Origin of the sequence: Streptomyces sp. NPDC048331, from assembly GCF_043201215.1 — a bacterium.
Lineage (GTDB): Bacteria > Actinomycetota > Actinomycetes > Streptomycetales > Streptomycetaceae > Streptomyces.
In genome coordinates this window covers 1-15,670 of sequence record NZ_JBICYT010000041.1, presented here as the reverse complement: position 1 = coordinate 15,670, position 15,670 = coordinate 1, and the positions used below count along the sequence as shown (strand labels likewise).

Sequence of the window (15,670 nt, the reverse complement as noted above, 5' to 3'; positions counted from 1 at the left end):
ACGCCCACGCCCCCACCGTCAACTACTGTGCCGAGCCAGCCAGTCCGTGTGCTGCGGTGACACGTACCGCTCGGTCTCGTACACCGACGACGGCCACTGCGCCTCGGTGATGGTCGTCTGCATCACGACCATCATCGCCGCCAGATCCTGCTCGATCAGGGTGTGCGCCTCGATCAACGGATGGTGGCGGCGCACCTCGTTCCAGGCGATCCCGGCCGCCGCCGCCGCGCTCAACAGCGCGGTCAGCCTCGGCCCCGGACCCGAACCGAACGATCCCAGCAGCGCGAACAGCAGCGCCAGACAGGTCAGCAGCACGATCGTCCACGACCACAGGTTCGTCGCCCGCCGGGACACCTCCGTCCGCCGCCGGTACCAGTTGCGCTGCTCGATCAGCCGGTCCCGGACGTACGTCTCCCGCCGCGCCTGGTAGTCCATCCCGCGCAGCCGCCCCATCGCGCCGGTGATCTCCCCGCCCTCCGGCACCGCCCCGGAGCCCCGCGGATCGTCCCAGCCCATCTTCCGCAGCTCGGCCAGACCCGCCTCCAGCCGCGTCCGGTACGTCGCCTCGGGCGCGGCGACCTCACTGCCGAACGGCGCCCCGTGGACCGCGTACCGCCAGGCCAGGGACTTGATGAACTCCGCCGCACTCCGGTTGAGCTGCCACTGCGGACGAGCCCGACGCCGGGTCGCCCGCATGCCCACGCCGAGCACCCCCGCGTACGAGAGCACGCTCAGCAGCCCGAAGAGGTACAGCGAGCCCAGTTTCGGCCCGGCGGGCAGCGCGGCCGCCGCCGCGGCCAGGACCAGCAGCAGCAACTGGGCACGGGTGGCCTGCGTGGACTCCCGCTGCCGGGAGACCGCCGCCTGGTCGGTGTGGTGGAAGAGGGCCGGCAGGTCCTCGTTTCGAAAGGTCATGCTGTCGGTCACAGCGCCCCCCTGCTGTCGGGTGGCGGGCGGCGGGACCCCGCGGTCGCGGAGCCCCCACCGCCCTCCGTCGGATCAGACGGCGAGAGGCTCCAGATCGCGGTGGATCCGCCGCTCGTCGCGCGCGTACCGGGTCAGACTGTGGTCCTCGCCGAGCAGCCGGGTCAGCTCGGACACCGCCTCCGCCCGCAGCCGGGCCGCCTCCTCCTTGCGGCCCATCGAGTCCAGGCTGACCGCCATGTTGGAACTGCTCGCCAGGGTCTCGGGATGATGCGCCCCGAGCGCCTCGCGCAGCCGCATCACCGCCAGCCGCTCCAACTCCAGAGCGCCCTCCGGATCACCCAGGTCCGCCCGGGTGTTGGCCAGGTTGAGGTGGGCGAACACCGTGTGCGGGTGATTGTCGCCGAGCACGTCCCGCATCCCCCGTATCGTCTGGCGCAGCATCGTCTCCGCCGTCTCGGCGGCCCCCGTGCCCCAGTGGAACACCGCCAGATTGTTCACGGCCGCCAGCGTGTACGGATGCCGCTCGCCCGGCACCTTCATGTACTCGTCCACCACCTCCTGCGCCAGATCCCGGGCCCCGCCCGGATCCCCGGTGGCGAACAGGTCCGAGGCCAGGTTGAGCTCGCAGGACAACAGGTCCGGATTGACCGAGGTGTACTTGGCCCGGTAGCGGGCCCGGGTGGCCGTCGTCAGCCGCAGGGCGTCCTCCAGCTGCCCGGCCCGGCGCAGCGACACCGCCAGGTTCTTCGCCGCCGACAGGGTGCCGGGGAACGCCCGCCCCAGCGTCCGCTTGTAGGTGTCGTACGTCCGGCTCAGCAGCTGCACCGAGTCCTCGTACCGGCCCACCTCACGCAGGTCGCGGGCCAGGTTCTGCGCCGAGGACAGGGTGTACGGGTGCTCCGGCCCGAGCACCTCCGTCCGCAGGTCGTGCACCTCCTGGTCGATCTCACGGGCCCTCGTGTACTGCCCCACGAGCCGCAGGTTCAGCGCCAGGTTGTTCGCGGCGGCCAGCGTGCGCGGGTGCGCCTCGTGGAAGATCTGACTGAAGCCCTCGTGCGCCTCGGTCGCCAACTCCATCGCCTGGCCGTAATGCCCCAGCGCGCCCAGCGTGTTCGCCAGACCGCTCATGGTCATGTACGTGTGCGGGTGCGAGGGACCCAGCACGGCCTTCTGCCGCTCCAGAGTGACCTCGTCCAGCTCCTTCGCCTCCACGAACCGGCCCTGCGAACGCAGGATGTTCGACAGGTGGAAGCGCAGGTACAGGTACTGCAGGTCGTTGTTGCCCAGCATCTCCTTCCACGCCTCGCGCAGCTCCTCGCCGAGCGCGTACGCGGCCTTGAAGTCACCGCGCTTCCACAGGTACCGCACCCGGTCGATCAACAGCCGGCGGGTCTCCGGCTCCTTGCAGTACCGGGCCTCCGACGGGGTCAGGTGCGACCAGATCGTGTTGAACCGCGGCCACGTCTCCGGGTTGTCGATCGGCTCGTCGTCGTCCGGCCGGGCTCCGGCCAGGATCCGGTGGACCGCGTGCCGGGCCTCGCGCTGCTCCTCCTCGCTCAGCTGCGCCCGGATCACCGCCTGCACCAGCCGGTGCACCTGGATGCTGTTGCTGACCTGGTCGACCTTGGCCAGCGCGAACCGGCCGATCTCCCGGATCACCCGGCCCAGCACCAACTTCTCCTGCAGCGAGGAGTCGTACGGCTTGAGCGCGTCGATCATCTCCTTGCTGTAGAGCAGGTTCGCGGAGATCGGCTCGGGCGCGAGGAAGGCACACAGCTGGAGCAGCCGCACGGCCGCCGGGGACCGCGACTGCAGCCGCTCGATGGAGATGTTCCAGGTGGCGGCCACCGGCTCCGGGTAGCCCGGCGGCTGGTTCAGGGCCAGCACCCGGGCCGCCTGCTGGGCCAGCTGCTCGAGGTACGCGGACACCGGCGTCGCCGTCTCCGCGATCCACGCACCCGCCTGCTCGACGGCCAGCGGCAGGTCGCCCACCGCCACCGCCACCTGCTCGGCGTCGTCCTTGCCGAGCCCGGGAGCCCGGCGCTGGAGGTGCTCGATGGACTCCTCGCGCAGGAACACGTCCACCGGCAGCGCGTCGCCGTACTGCGACCACGACTGGTTGCGGGAGGTCACCAGGACATGGCCCGGCCCGCCCGGCGGGAAGAACCGCTTCAGCGTCTCGGGATCGTCCGCGTTGTCGAAGACCAGCAGCCAGCGGGACGAGGGGACCCCGCGCCGCAGCAGGTCGATCGCCTCCTGCGAGGCGGCCGCCATGTCCTCACCGGTCTGCGCACCCAGCCGGACCGCCAGCTCCGCGAGAGCCGCGACCACGTCGTCGGTCTGCTCAGAGGAGATCCACCACACCAGGTCGTAGTCGGCCATGAACCGGTGCACGTACTCCAGCGCCACCTGGGTCTTGCCCACACCACCGAGCCCGAACAGGGTCTGCGGCTGCGGCAGCACCACGGCCATGCCCCCGCCGAGCTGGTCGCGCATCCGCTCCAGCACGATGCTGCGCCCGGTGAACCCGGGATTGCGGGGCGGCGCGTTCCAGATCTTCGGGACGGTCCCGGGGAACCGGGGGCCGGGCTGGGAGGCGCTGTTGACGCTGTCCGGCAGGGCCATGGGGCGCTCCACCGCACGCAGCAGGGCGGTGGTGGCGTGCACCTCGTCGAGCCGGAAGAGGTCCACCGGATTGCGGTCGATGTACGGCGTGGACAGCCGTACGTCGCCCACCCTCAGCGGCACCAGCTGGCGCCGGCCCCCGGTCGGGTCCTCGGCGGCCGCACGCTCCCACACGTCCACGGCCCGCGCCGACTTGAGGTAGGCCGTGGAGAGCAGCACCACGGTCCGGGCGGCCGTGTCGATGCTGATGCCCGTCCCCCCGCCCAGGGTGTCGCCGGGCCCGGTGTGCGCGGGCCGCTCGGCCGACACGTCCTTCGGCACGACCCGGAAACCGGCCCGGGTGAGCACCGACTCGATCCAGTCCGCCCACATCCGGTTCTCGGCCACGTAGGACAGGAACAGGTCGGCGGGCAGTGCCGGGCGGCGCCGGGTGAAGGCGTCCCGGATGCGCAGCCGGACCTCCTCGCCGATGGCCGGCATCGAGGTGATGTGGCCCTCGGTGACCACGGCGGTGAGCCGTTCGAAGGCGGAGAGCAGGGAGTTGGTGAGCCCGGCCTCGTCACCGAAGGTGGCCAGGGTCTCCTCGTAGGCGTAGTAGGGGCGGTACGGGATCTCCACCGCGCCCCAGTAGGAGGTGAGCTCGTCCCCGACCAGGCCGTTCGGGAAGCGGTCGAACTTGATCCGGGCCAGGGCCCGGCCGGCGTCGGCCTTCTCCTTCTCGCCCTCGTCGATGCGCATCGGGACCGGGTAGATCTTGATGCCGCGGTCGTTGAACCGTTCGTCGATCTGGCGGGCGACCGAGGCCGCGCCGTCGATGGACTGGTCGGACAGGGTGAAGCAGTCGACGAGGACGTCCGGGAGGTGGACCGTGCAGATGTCGGCGATGTCGGACAGGCCGGTGCGGCTGTCGATCAGGACGTAGTCGTAGTTCCGCTTCATGTCGGCGCGTAAGGCGTCGAAGAAGAGCCCGCCGCCGAGCCGGTCGTAGAAGTTGTCCCAGTCGAAGGTGGAGACGGTCGCCGAGTACTCGCGGTTCTGCCGGCCCGCCGAGACGAAGTCGAGGGTGCCACCGTCCGGGAACTCCCAGCCATGGGTCTCCGGGGTGAGTGAGACGGCGTGCGGCTGTATCCGCGCGTAGTCCTTGTGCCAGTCGTCGGGCCGCTGCACCGGGCTGGTCGCCGCCCACGCGTACTCGCTGATCAGATCGATCACCCCGGTGGTGGCCCCCAGCGTGGAGGGGTCCAGGAAGGGGTGGAAGAAGCGGTGCAGGCCCGGCGCCTCCAGGTCCCAGTCCACGGCGAGGACCCGCTTGCCGTTGGCCGCCAGGATCCAGGCGGTGTTGGCCAGCGCCATCGTGCGGCCCGTACCGCCCTTGTACGAGTAGAAGGTGACGATGCGTCCGTCACGGCTGTCGCTGTCGCCGCTGCTGTCACTGCTCGCTGTCATCCGCGTCCCCCCGGTCGGTGTCGTTGTCGTCGTTGTCGTGGAGCCCGGCGCCCGTCGGCCCTGCCCGGTGCCGGTCGGAGTCGGGTGGGAAGGGGGCACGGGGCACCATCGGCCCGGGCGGCCCGTTCATCCCCATCGGGCCCAGCAACCGGGGCCGTTCGATGGAGGTGTCGCCCTTCGGCGGATAGGGCTGGGCGTGTCTGAGGAACTGCTGGGCGGCAGCCTCCACCACCTGCGGCAGGATCTGCCCGAGGGTCTCCACGTTCGCCACGCCGTTCGCGGCGGCCCGGCAGGCGGCCCGACCCTGGCTCATCGTCTTCGGCATGGTGTGCTCCAGCCGGTCGGCCAGCTCGTTCTCCTTCGACCGGCTCTGATGGTCGTACCGGTTCCACGGCACGACCACGTTGACCCACGGCCTCGGCTCCCGGTCGAAGGCGGCGAGCCGCCGACGCCGCTGTTCGTCCTCCACCGCCCACCGGTCGACGATCAGGATCTCCGGTCGGGTCGGCAACTGCTTGCTGTCGAGGTGCCCGGCCTCGTCGTCGAAGGAGGACATGGTGGTCTGGTAGTTGAGGTTCTTGACCAGGTCCTCGGCCACATAGGCGATCGGGCGCTGGGCGACCGGATGGTACGGGTTCCACTCCAGCGCGGTGTCCCCGTAGTACTCGGGGGTGCGACCCTCGGGCAGATCGTGCCGGGAGGCGGCGGCCACGGTCACGTGCAGGGTGCGGGTCGGGCTGCCGCTGGAGCCGAACGCGCTCGGTACATTGCGGTAGTCCAGCGGGCGGATGGGGTCCAGGTGGGCCGTCTCGGCGACCTGGACGATGCGCCGGGCGAGTTCGTACACCGCGTGCTCGTACTGCTCGGCGTAACCGCGCAGTTTGATCAGCCCGTAGAGGCCGTCGGTGACGTAGCGCTCGCCGAAGGTGTTGTGGTTGAACTGCAACCGCTCCGCAGGACCGGGGAGTTGCTCCGGCGGCACCGGCACCCATAACGCGGGCACGATCGCCTCGGCCTGCTTGTTGCTGACCGCGCCGTGCTGAACGGCGCGCTGCGCGAAGGCGAACCACTCCTTCCCGCACATCTCGCTGGCGAAGTACCGCGGCGAGAACAGGGGAACGAAGACCCGGCAGTTGGCGAGCGCCCGGGCGAGCCGTTCGGACCAGCCCTCGCCGCTGCGTATCTCCCGGTCCATGAACCCGACGTCGTACCCGGCGCGCAGGTCCGTCAGCGCCATGACGTGACCGCAGAGATCACGGAAAAGGCGCTCGACCCACATGTCCGGGTCGGGGCCCCCGGCCCCGAACCTCGGTGTATGTGCGTAACTGAGAAAAAAGTACGGCTCCCCTGATGCGGGCACACGACCCCCGTCCCGAAGATGCGAAGCGAAGAAACATCATTCCGGAGCTGCTTCGCCACATCCCCTCATCGTTCAGTCAATCAGCGTCTGTTTTCGGTCATCCAGTCAAGGGCGTGATCGACGGCCTCCGGGAGGGAGAAGAGCATGGTCGACGCGCCTCCCACCCGCCCCCTGCGCACCCGTGAATCCGGGAACGCGTCACCGATCACCGCGAAATCGCTGTCATCCAGCGCGACGTCCTCGTACGCGGTCCACTCCCCCTCCTGCCGGTGCCTTTGCGGCCCCGGAAGGTTCACCTTCACCACACACTCGTACATGCGCAAGGGGGGCTTCGGAATTCGGTACTCCGCGAGATGGAAAGCGGTGCAGACCGAAAACCCCACATTGATCATGAGTACCTGCCCGCCCTCCCAGCACAGCTTTCCCAGGGGTGACTCTTCCCCCATATGGCTTTCGAGCCGATGACCTGCGCACAGCTGCTCCGCGTCCGCCCCGACGGCCGCGAAAGAGGTCTGCGGATGGGCGCTGCGGGCCGCGCCCGGCGCCGTGCGGACGGCCTCGGCGAGCGACCCCATGCCCTGGCTCGGGGTGCTCGCCGGGTCGAAGGCCGCCATCCGCTCGCGGAACGCCCGCACCCCGGCCTCGTCCAGACCGCGGATCCGCTCCAGGTGGGCGGTGGAGGTCTTGGAGTTCTCCGGGGTGAACGCCGGGACCAGCAGGGTGCCGCGCGGCCCGAGGACGCCCGTCAGGGCGTCGCGCAGCAGCTCCGCGCGCAGGCCCGTCCCGCTGAGGGAGGAGTGCACCATGAGCCGCATGCCGGGGCGGACCCCGGCCAGCCGTAACTGCACGGCGAGCCGGAGCCTGCCGGGGGAGGGGGCGGGCTCCGGCGTGGGCTCCGGGGAGGGCTTCCGGGAGGGCGCGATCACGCGCCGACCGCTTTCAGTTCGTAGCGGAGCTCCGCGACCAGGCTCTTTCCGGTGACGGTCAGCTCGGCCGCCTCCGAGAGCCGGTCCAGCGCACGATGGATACGGTCCGAGCCGCCCGGCTCGGGCGTCGCCGTGGCCCGTCGGTACGCCTCCACCGCCACCCGCTCGTGCACGTCGGCCAGCAGCCGGGACACCGGTACCGGCCGCTCCCGCCACGGCGAGCGGTGCTGCCACTCCCCGTCCAGCGCGTACAGGTCGGCCACCTCGGTCAGCGCCCGCAGCCGGGTCCGGCGCCGCCCGGTCAGCAGCGCCAGCGCGGTCTCCCGCACCCCCGCCGCGTACGGCACCCCGAGCGCCCCCGGCCCGTGACGCCCGGCCTCGCCCCAGCCGCCCGAGCGCGGGCCGCCCGCGAGCGGGGTCAGGGTGGTCAGCCCGGTGGCCGCCGCCCGGGCGAAGTCCGGTACCGCCTTGTGCAGCAGCGCCCACGCCCGGTCCAGCCTGCCCCGCCACTCCTCGGCCTCCCCGGCGCCGAGACGCAGCCTGGGCGGGCGGGGGAAGCAATTGCGGTACGGGTCGAGGTCCTCCAGGGCCACGGGCGCCGCGTCCGGCCCGGGCGACCAGGTGCGTACGGGCTGCCAGCGGGCGTCCCCCGCCGTGGGTCCGAAGCGGTGCTCGGCGCGGCCGTCCCGTACGGCGTATCCCTCGTCGGTGACGTGCAGCGCGGCCCGGCCCTCCGTGCCGGGTTCCCCGAGCCGGAGCAGCCCCAGCGTCGGCAGGTACACCTCGCCGTCCCGGTAGGCCACCTCGGCGGGTAGGTCCAGCCCACCGCGGAGCACGGCCGCGGCGGCCAGGGCGGTCAGTCTGCGGGCCGCCTCCGGGGCGTCCTGCCTGCCGTCCCGGGCGGCGTCCAGGGCCGCCAGGACCCAGGTCCGGGTGAAGGGGTGGTCCAGTACGGCGTCCAGCGCGTCCGTGCCGGCCTCCCCGGCCCGTTCCACGGCGGCCAGCAGCTCCCAGGCGTGCGCCCAGCCGGGGTCGGCGGCGAGGTCCGCGTGCAGCCGGGCCAGCAGGATCCGGGTCAGCTCCTCCTGGGAGCGGGCGAGTTCGGCGGGGTCGGACAGCTGTGGCGCGGTCTCCCGGGGCGCGGTGCGGCCCTCGACCCCGTCCACCAGCTCGCGCAGGTCGGTGCAGTAGACGGAGGGGTTGTCGAAGCCGTTCCCGTCGCGGTAGCGGTGGGTGTAGAGACCGCCCCCGCACGAACGTACGACGGGGCACCGGCGGCACGAGTCGCTGACGCCCGCGAGGCCCAGCTGCCGGGCGCGGACGCCGGGATGGGCCGCGACCTGGTCAAACGCGTGGTCGAAGACATTGAAGCCGGTGGCCGCGGCCCCCTCGAAGGCGCTCTTGAGGGAGTCGACCTGCTCCAGGGTTCCGTCGGTCTCGACGACGACGAGGTCGGTGGGGGCGAGGCCGAGCGACTCGGTGAGGCTGGGGCCGCCGCGCAGGGTGGAGAGTAGGGACTCGAAGATCCGTACGGGCACCGGGCGTCCCAGCCGGTCCCAGTGGTCGAAGATCCGCAGCAGCCAGCGCGCGTACGCGTCGGGGGCGCCGTCGGGCCGGGCCGGGGGTGTCTCCCAGGTGGCGTGGGGGAGGAGGAAGTCCACGCGTGGGGGCTCCAGTTCGACCAGCGCGTCCAGAACGGCGACGGGGTCGTTGGCCACGTCCACGGTGCAGAGCAGACCTTGGTAGAGGTGGCGGTACGGCTCGGAGCGGAGCAGGGCGACGGCGGCCAGGACCAACGGGTGGCTCGTACGGCCGTCGGCGAAGCGGCGGTGCCGGTCGTTGGCGGCACGGTCCCCGTCGAGGGAGATGCCGACGCGGACGCCGTACTCGTCGAAGAGGTCGAGGTAACGGGTGCTGAGCTGGAGCCCGTTGGTGTGGATCCGAAGGTCGAGCTCGGCGATTCCGTCCAGCGCCCGGGTGAACTCCTCGCACACGAGCCGGAGCCGGGCGGTGCCCGCCAACAGGGGTTCCCCTCCATGGAGAATCACCGTGACGGAGGGGAGTGCATGGTCACGGGCATGTTCGGCGAGCCTGGACGCGGTATGCGAAATAACCTCGGGGGAGATCACTTTCGGCCGGGCTCGCCAGCTCTGATCTGCGTGTTCGTAGACATAGCAATGATCACAAGCAAGATCGCATCTGCTGTGAACTTTCAGGACGATCTCGCGAAATGCGATCAGGCCGGTCATTCCGCCAGTCTAGAGCGCGGAGTTCGGGTCAGAGCGCGGAGTTGAAGATCGGTGCCTGAACCGGACGAGCAGATTCGGCCGGCAGCACTCGACCGAGCGTCGTCGCCGCGGACGCGGTGTGGACGTCGATCTTGCCGAGCGGGACCCGGTGGGCCCTGACCGAGCTGGTCGCGGGGGATGCTGAAGTGTTCACGGCACCGTCCTTGGGGAAGCCATGTGGAATGGACATGTGAATGACAACGGCTACACGCTGCTGTCAAGCAGGGACTTTACTAGGACACTCCCCCTTGGCAACACGAGACATGACGCCTGGTCAAGACTTCCACGCATTGCGCGGCGTATTTCTCAAGAGGGTGGATTCGGCCGTTTGCCGCAAGGAAAGATCCTTTTCATCGCCGGGGGTTCCGGCGGCGGTCCCGGCCGGTCCGGAGCTACGGTGACCGCACCTCGCTGACCTGGCGCGATATGAGCGCATGACCCGCCGGCCGGGAGTCCGGCCCGGCCGCCGCGGAACCGCCTCCGATCGGCAGCGGGAAGGGTGCGGTGATCACCGCGGTGGCGGCGCCGATCGCACCGACGAGGTCCCCCGTGGAGGCGGCCCGGCGGCCGTCGCGGTGTGCCGGTGGACGGCGTGGCCGGCGAGGAGCGCGATGGCGAGGATGATCAGGGCGACACCGTCGATGTGCGGGGTCATGGGCCGGCCTCCACGGCTCGGGGAGCCCACCCGTCGGGTGGTGGCGGGCTCCGAGGCGTGTACTGTGCAAAGGCGCGCGCCGTTCGCAACGAGGCAGCGATCGCTGCCCACTTGGGGATGGTGCGAGACGGCCTAGGCGGGCTGCTGTTCGGTGAGGTCCGGAGCCGGCAGGTCGCGCAGCAGCCAGTTCAGTACGTCGGGCAGCGCGCGCAGGGCGGCGAAGTGCGCGACGGCGGGAACGATGTTGGTCGTGGCGCCGGGGATGCGGCGGGCCAGCCAACGGGAGTGGCCCACGGGGGAGAACACGTCGAGCTCGCCGTGCCAGATCAGCACCGGGCAGCGGATGTCGGCGGGGTCGAAGCCCCAGGGGCGGCTGAAGGCGAGGACGTCGTCGATCCAGCCGTACGCGGAATGGCGCAGTCCCTCGCGGTAGTTGCGCAGGAGCATCGACCGCAGGCCGGCGTCCGAGACGATCATGCGGTCGTGGGCGGTCAGTTCCCGGCGCAGTTCGTCCAGCAGGCGGCCGGGGTCCTTGCGGATGCCGGCGGCGCGCGGGATCAGCCGGGCGGCCAGTTCCTCGGGGTCGTCGGTGGCGGTCGTGTACTCCCGCACGTTCGACGCGGCCATCCCGGCGAACCAGTCCAGGTCCTCCGCGTCCCGGGGGGCGAGGCCGACCATCGTCGCGGTCCGGGTGACCCGGTCCGGGAGGAGGGCGGCGCAGGCGAGTGCGCCCGCGGCGCCGCCGGAGCGACCGGCGACCGCGAAGGTGTCCAGGCCGAGGGCATCGGCGATGGCGGCCACGTCCTGGGCCACGTCGGCGACGGTGCGGCCCACATGACGGTCGGAGCCGCCGTAGCCGGGTCTGTCGTAGGCGATGAGCTGCATCCGGCGCTGGTAGAGGACCATGCCCCGGGGGGCCGGGCCGAGGCGGCTGCCGGGCATGCCGTGCAGCAGGAAGACGGGTTTACCGTCGGGGTCGCCCCAGCGCTCCACGGTCAGAGCGCGCCCGTCCGCTGTGCGCACCTGATGGCGCACGCGCTCCCTCCTTCACGGTCGGTGTGAGTCGTCACCGCGATTGTGCGCGCCGGCGGGGGAGCGCGGTAGGGCGCACTTCCGGCGGAATTGTTGTGAATGCCTTCACGAGCTCCGGAAAGACCTTTGTCCTCCGCGCATATGCCCTGGTCAAGGGGGCGCGGCAGGGGCGTGGCAGGGGGTGTATCAGGGGGCGGACGCACGTGAACGGGCGTGAACGCGTGCCCGGAAGCCGGTAAAGGCCTTTTGGCGCGGAGGCTTCCGCTTTCGGGCGCCGAATGGGGCCGTCCGTCGAGTGGGTGGTCCGGGTCGAGTCCTCGGTTCGGGAAATGGGGAGTTTCCCGGCGTGCCGGCGCGAGAAGCGCCGGCCGAGCCCACGACTCAGGTGCGGGGGACGAGCAGGGCCGCCGCCGAGCGGGCCTGCTCCAGGGCCCGGGCGCGGTCCGCGCCCCGCTGGCCCAGGACGACGCGGGTGCTCAGGCCGTCCAGCAGGGCGAGCAGCTCCGAGGCCCGCGCGGGCACGTCCAGGGGTGCGAAGCGGCCTTGGTCCACCCCCTTGGCCAGGAGCGCCTCCAGGTCCCGCTGCCAGCTGTCGTCGATCTCCTCCTGGGCGGCCTTCAACGGCTGATTGGAGGCGGTACGGGCCCACAGCTCGATCCACAGCGTCCAGCGCGGGTCGCGGGGGCCCTCGGGAAGGTAGAGCTCCAGGAACTGGTCCAGCTTGCGCGGGGCCGGCACCCTGCGGCCCAGCAGCGCCCGGCGCTCCCCGGTGAGCTGCTCCTCGCTCCAGCGCAGGGCCTCCAGCAGGAGCCGGTCCTTGCTGCCGAAGTAGTACAGGATGTGGCCGCCGCTGGTGCCGAGCCGCTCGGCCAGCGCGGACATGGTGAGCGAGGCCAGTCCGTCCTCGGCGATGGCCGCCATGGCCTCTTCCAGCATCCGCTCCTGGGCGATCTGCCCGTCGCGCCGCCGTGCTGCTCCCGCCACCGCTCCCGCCCTCCGGATCTTCGTGGACCGACCTTATCCCGGACAGGGTCTTGACGGGGTCGAGGTCCACCCTTCATCTTGAATGCCATTCAAGAAGTTAGAACGTCATTCAAGATCGCTCAAGGTCAGGGGTCCTCATGGGACAGCAGGAGACAATCGACGTCGACGAGGTGTTCCGGGTCGAGACCCACGGGATCGACCCCATCCCCGACGCCGAACGCCACGGCAGCGCCAAGGACCTCTTCTGGCTCTGGTTCGGCTCCAACCTCACCTTCACCTACGTGATCAACGGCGCCCTCGCCGTCGCCTTCGGACTCTCCTTCTGGCAGGCCACCGCCGTGGTCGTGATCGGCGGACTCTCCTTCTTCGCCATCAGCGCCGCCGGACTCGCCGGCATCCGCACCGGCACCGCCACCCTGGTCATCTCCCGCGCCGCCTTCGGCGTGCGCGGCAACTTCCCGGCCGGCGTCCTCAACTGGGTGGTGAGCATCGGCTACACCATCGTCAACACCGTGGTGGGCACCCTCGCGCTGGAAGTCTTCTTCGCCGAGATCGGCTGGCGGAGCGGCACCGTCGGCCGCGCCGTCGCCCTCCTGGTCACCCTCGCCCTGACCTTCGCCGTCGCCATGTGGGGGCACGCCACCGTGCAGTTCGCCGAGCGCTGGATGGCCTACGTCCTCGCCGCCGGCTTCGGCGTCCTGCTCCTCTTCGTCATCCCCGGCACCGACACCGCCGCCCCGACCGGCGCCGCCCCCGGCCTCTCCGGCTGGAGCCTCGCCTTCGTCGTCATGCTCGCCGGCCCCTTCTCGTACCTGCCGATGCCCGCCGACTACACCCGCTACCTGCCCCGGACCACCTCACTGAAGTCCCTCACCTGGACGGGCGCCCTCGGCGGCTTCCTCTCCTCGGTCGCCCTCGGCGTCGCGGGCGTCGCCGCCGCCACCCAGGTCGACATGACCGACGCGGTCGCCGGAGCCGAGAGCCTGCTGCCCGGCTGGTTCCAGCCGCTGTTCCTGGCCCTCGTACTGGGCGGCTCCGTCACCAACTCGATCATCACGCTCTACTCCTCCAGCCTGAACCTCCAGGTCCTCGGCATCCCGTGGAGCCGCGCCCGGGCCATCGTCATCAGCGCCGCCGTCACCGCCCTCGGCTCGCTCGCCGCGCTCTTCCTCACCGACTTCACCACCTCCCTCCTCTCCTTCCTCTCCCTGCTGATCATCGTGTTCGCCCCCTGGGGCGGAGTCTTCCTCGCCGACATGCTGCTGCGCCGCTGCCACTACGACGCCGACGCCCTGCACGCCGGGAGCGCAGGCGCCTACTGGTACCGCTCCGGCTACCACCCCGCCGGCCTCACCGCCCTGCTCACCGGAATGACCTTCGCCGCCCTGACCTGCGACTCCGAGCTGTGGACCGGACCACTGGTCGCCCCCCTCGGCGGCGCCGACCTCACCCTGCTCGGCTCGGTCGTCTCCGGACTCACCTACTGGGCCCTCACCCGCCGCCGGGTCGCGGCGTACGTCCCCGCCGCCTGAACGACACCGCACACGCAACGGAGCACCCCCACATGGCACGCCACCCCTTCCCCGCCGACCTGCTGCTCACCGGAGCGCGGATCCACACCGTCGATCCCGCCCTGCCCGAGGCCGAAGCCCTCGCCGTCCACGACGGGCGGATCGTCTGGGTCGGCCCGGACACCGAGGCCGCGGCCTGGGCGGGCCCCGGCACCCAGCGCATCGACGCGGGCGGCAAGCTCGTCCTGCCCGGCTTCATCGACGCCCACAACCACGTCCGGCTCGGCTCCGACGCGGACTGCGTCCAGCTCGCCGGGGTACGCACCCTCGCCGGCATCCACGAGCGGATCCTGGCCTGGCGGGAGGCCAACCCGGACGCCGGCTGGATCGAGGCCGAGGCCTTCGACTACTCCGCCATCCCCGGCGGGCGGATGCCGTGCGCCGCAGACCTGGACCCCGTCACCGGCGACACCCCGGCGATCGTGCTCTCGTACGACGTGCACACGGCCTGGCTGAACACGGCGGCCATGCGGCGGCTCGGCGTCTCGCGGGACCGTACCGACCTCCCCTTCGGCACGGCGGCGGTCGACCCGGAGACCGGCGAACCCACCGGATTCGTCAAGGACTTCGCCATCAAGGGGCTCTCCCGCGCCGGCCACCGCGCCCTGCGCGAGCTCGGCGTGCCCTGGGCCTCGCCGGACCGGCAGTACGGGCGGCTCGCCAAGAGCCTCGACGACGCCATCGGCTTCGGCATCACCACGGTGGTCGAGCCGCAGAACTCCCTCGACGACCTCGAACTCTTCGAACGGGCCCGCTCCGAAGGACGGTTGCGCTCCCGGATCGTCGCGGCGCTGTTCCACCCGCGCGGCACCGGCGACGCCGACCTCGACGAATTCGCCGACGCGGCCCGACGGTTCGCCGGAGACCGACTGCGGGTCGGCCCGCTCAAGCTGTACATCGACGACGTGGTGGAACCGCGGACGGCCGCGCTGCTGGAGCCGTACACCGGATGCGGCGCGCACCGGGGCGAGACCTTCTACCCGGCGGAGGAGTTCGCGGACCTGCTGGCGAAGCTGGACGCACGCGGCTTCCAGTGCTTCGTGCACGCGACCGGCGACCGGGGCATCCGGACCGTCCTCGACGCGGTGCAGCACGCACGGACCCTGAACGGCCCGCGCGACGCCCGCCACCAGGTCGTCCACGTGGAGTGCCTGGACCCGGCGGACGTCCCGCGCTTCGCGGAGCTCGGCGTGATCGCGTGCATGCAGCCGAGGCACTGCGCGCCGGAGATCGCGGGCCCCGGCCAGGACTGGGCGGAGAACGTGGGCGAGGACCGCTGGCACAAGGCCTGGCCGATGCGGAGCCTGCACGAGGCGGGGGCGGTGCTGGCGTTCTCCAGCGACTGGAACGTGGCGGAGATGGACCCGATGGTCGGCATCTACACGGCGGTGACGCGCCGCCCGCTGTCCGGCGACGGCCCGGCCTGGCAGCCGGCCGAGACGGTGGACGTGGAGACAGCCGTGTACGGCTACACGATGGGCTCGGCCCACGCCAACTTCCTGGAACAGGAACGCGGTTCCCTCACCGTGGGCAAGGCCGCGGACTTCGTGATCCTGTCCCGGGACATCCTCACCGTCCCGGCGGACGAGATCCCCGGCACGGTCGCCGAGACGGTCGTGGTGGCGGGCGAGGTGGTCCACCGACACTCCTGATCCCGCCCGACGGTGTCCCCTGCGGGGTCCCCTGCGGGGTGCTCGGCGGTGTGCGGTGCGGCTCGGGCTGCCGTGCCCCTGCGGGGTGCTCGGCGGTGTGCGGTACGGCTCGGGCTGCGCCCGGGGCTGCGCCTCAAACGCCGGCGGGGCTGGTGGTGTGGGTCGGGGCCCCGCAGGAGGGTCTCCTCGGCTCGGCGCGTGCTG

The 15,670-nt window shown here is 71.5% G+C and carries 11 protein-coding genes; 2 read left to right on the top strand and 9 right to left on the bottom strand.

Annotated features, from left to right (window positions below; translation table 11 throughout):
* Positions 1-18 precede the first annotated feature (18 nt).
* From ACGFYY_RS35525 to ACGFYY_RS35485, 9 genes are all read right to left on the bottom strand, one after another.
* Positions 19-915: a DUF4231 domain-containing protein gene (locus ACGFYY_RS35525; protein ID WP_393715883.1), complete on the bottom strand. Its 897-nt coding sequence runs from the start codon at positions 913-915 to the stop codon at positions 19-21.
* Between the two features lie 84 nt (positions 916-999).
* Entirely contained in the window at positions 1,000-4,998 is a 3,999-nt protein-coding gene (gene fxsT / locus ACGFYY_RS35520; RefSeq protein ID WP_365275689.1) for an FxSxx-COOH system tetratricopeptide repeat protein, read from the bottom strand.
* On the bottom strand, positions 4,982-6,358 hold the full coding sequence (locus ACGFYY_RS35515; protein ID WP_393715880.1) for a TIR-like protein FxsC: 1,377 nt from the start codon (positions 6,356-6,358) through the stop codon (positions 4,982-4,984). Before ACGFYY_RS35515 ends, fxsT begins: the two co-directional genes overlap by 17 nt.
* Before the next feature lie 80 nt (positions 6,359-6,438).
* Positions 6,439-7,281, bottom strand: a complete 843-nt coding sequence (locus ACGFYY_RS35510) for an aminoglycoside N(3)-acetyltransferase (protein ID WP_393715941.1) — start codon at positions 7,279-7,281, stop codon at positions 6,439-6,441.
* Positions 7,281-9,533, bottom strand: a complete 2,253-nt coding sequence (fxsBH, locus tag ACGFYY_RS35505; RefSeq protein WP_393715878.1) for a radical SAM/SPASM protein FxsBH, inactivated beta-hydroxylase extension form — start codon at positions 9,531-9,533, stop codon at positions 7,281-7,283. The genes ACGFYY_RS35510 and fxsBH overlap by 1 nt, the downstream gene beginning before the upstream one ends.
* A gap of 28 nt (positions 9,534-9,561) precedes the next feature.
* Positions 9,562-9,726, bottom strand: a complete 165-nt coding sequence (gene fxsA / locus ACGFYY_RS35500; RefSeq protein WP_365275679.1) for an FxSxx-COOH cyclophane-containing RiPP peptide — start codon at positions 9,724-9,726, stop codon at positions 9,562-9,564.
* A gap of 354 nt (positions 9,727-10,080) precedes the next feature.
* Positions 10,081-10,227 carry a hypothetical protein gene (locus ACGFYY_RS35495; RefSeq protein ID WP_393715875.1) on the bottom strand — a complete coding sequence of 49 codons (147 nt, stop codon included), beginning with the start codon at positions 10,225-10,227 and terminating at the stop codon, positions 10,081-10,083.
* A 132-nt stretch (positions 10,228-10,359) separates the two neighbouring features.
* Complete coding sequence (locus tag ACGFYY_RS35490; RefSeq protein WP_393715873.1) at positions 10,360-11,262, bottom strand: alpha/beta fold hydrolase; 903 nt, start codon at positions 11,260-11,262, stop codon at positions 10,360-10,362.
* A gap of 378 nt (positions 11,263-11,640) precedes the next feature.
* Positions 11,641-12,243 carry a TetR/AcrR family transcriptional regulator gene (locus tag ACGFYY_RS35485; protein WP_393715871.1) on the bottom strand — a complete coding sequence of 201 codons (603 nt, stop codon included), beginning with the start codon at positions 12,241-12,243 and terminating at the stop codon, positions 11,641-11,643.
* Between the two features lie 137 nt (positions 12,244-12,380).
* Between ACGFYY_RS35485 and ACGFYY_RS35480 the strand changes: the two genes are divergently transcribed.
* The gene (locus tag ACGFYY_RS35480; protein WP_393715869.1) at positions 12,381-13,775 is read left to right on the top strand and encodes a purine-cytosine permease family protein; all 1,395 of its coding nucleotides are present in this window, start codon (positions 12,381-12,383) and stop codon (positions 13,773-13,775) included.
* Positions 13,776-13,807: 32 nt separating this feature from the next.
* Entirely contained in the window at positions 13,808-15,466 is a 1,659-nt protein-coding gene (locus ACGFYY_RS35475; protein WP_393715867.1) for an amidohydrolase, read from the top strand.
* The last annotated feature ends 204 nt before the right edge of the window (positions 15,467-15,670 follow it).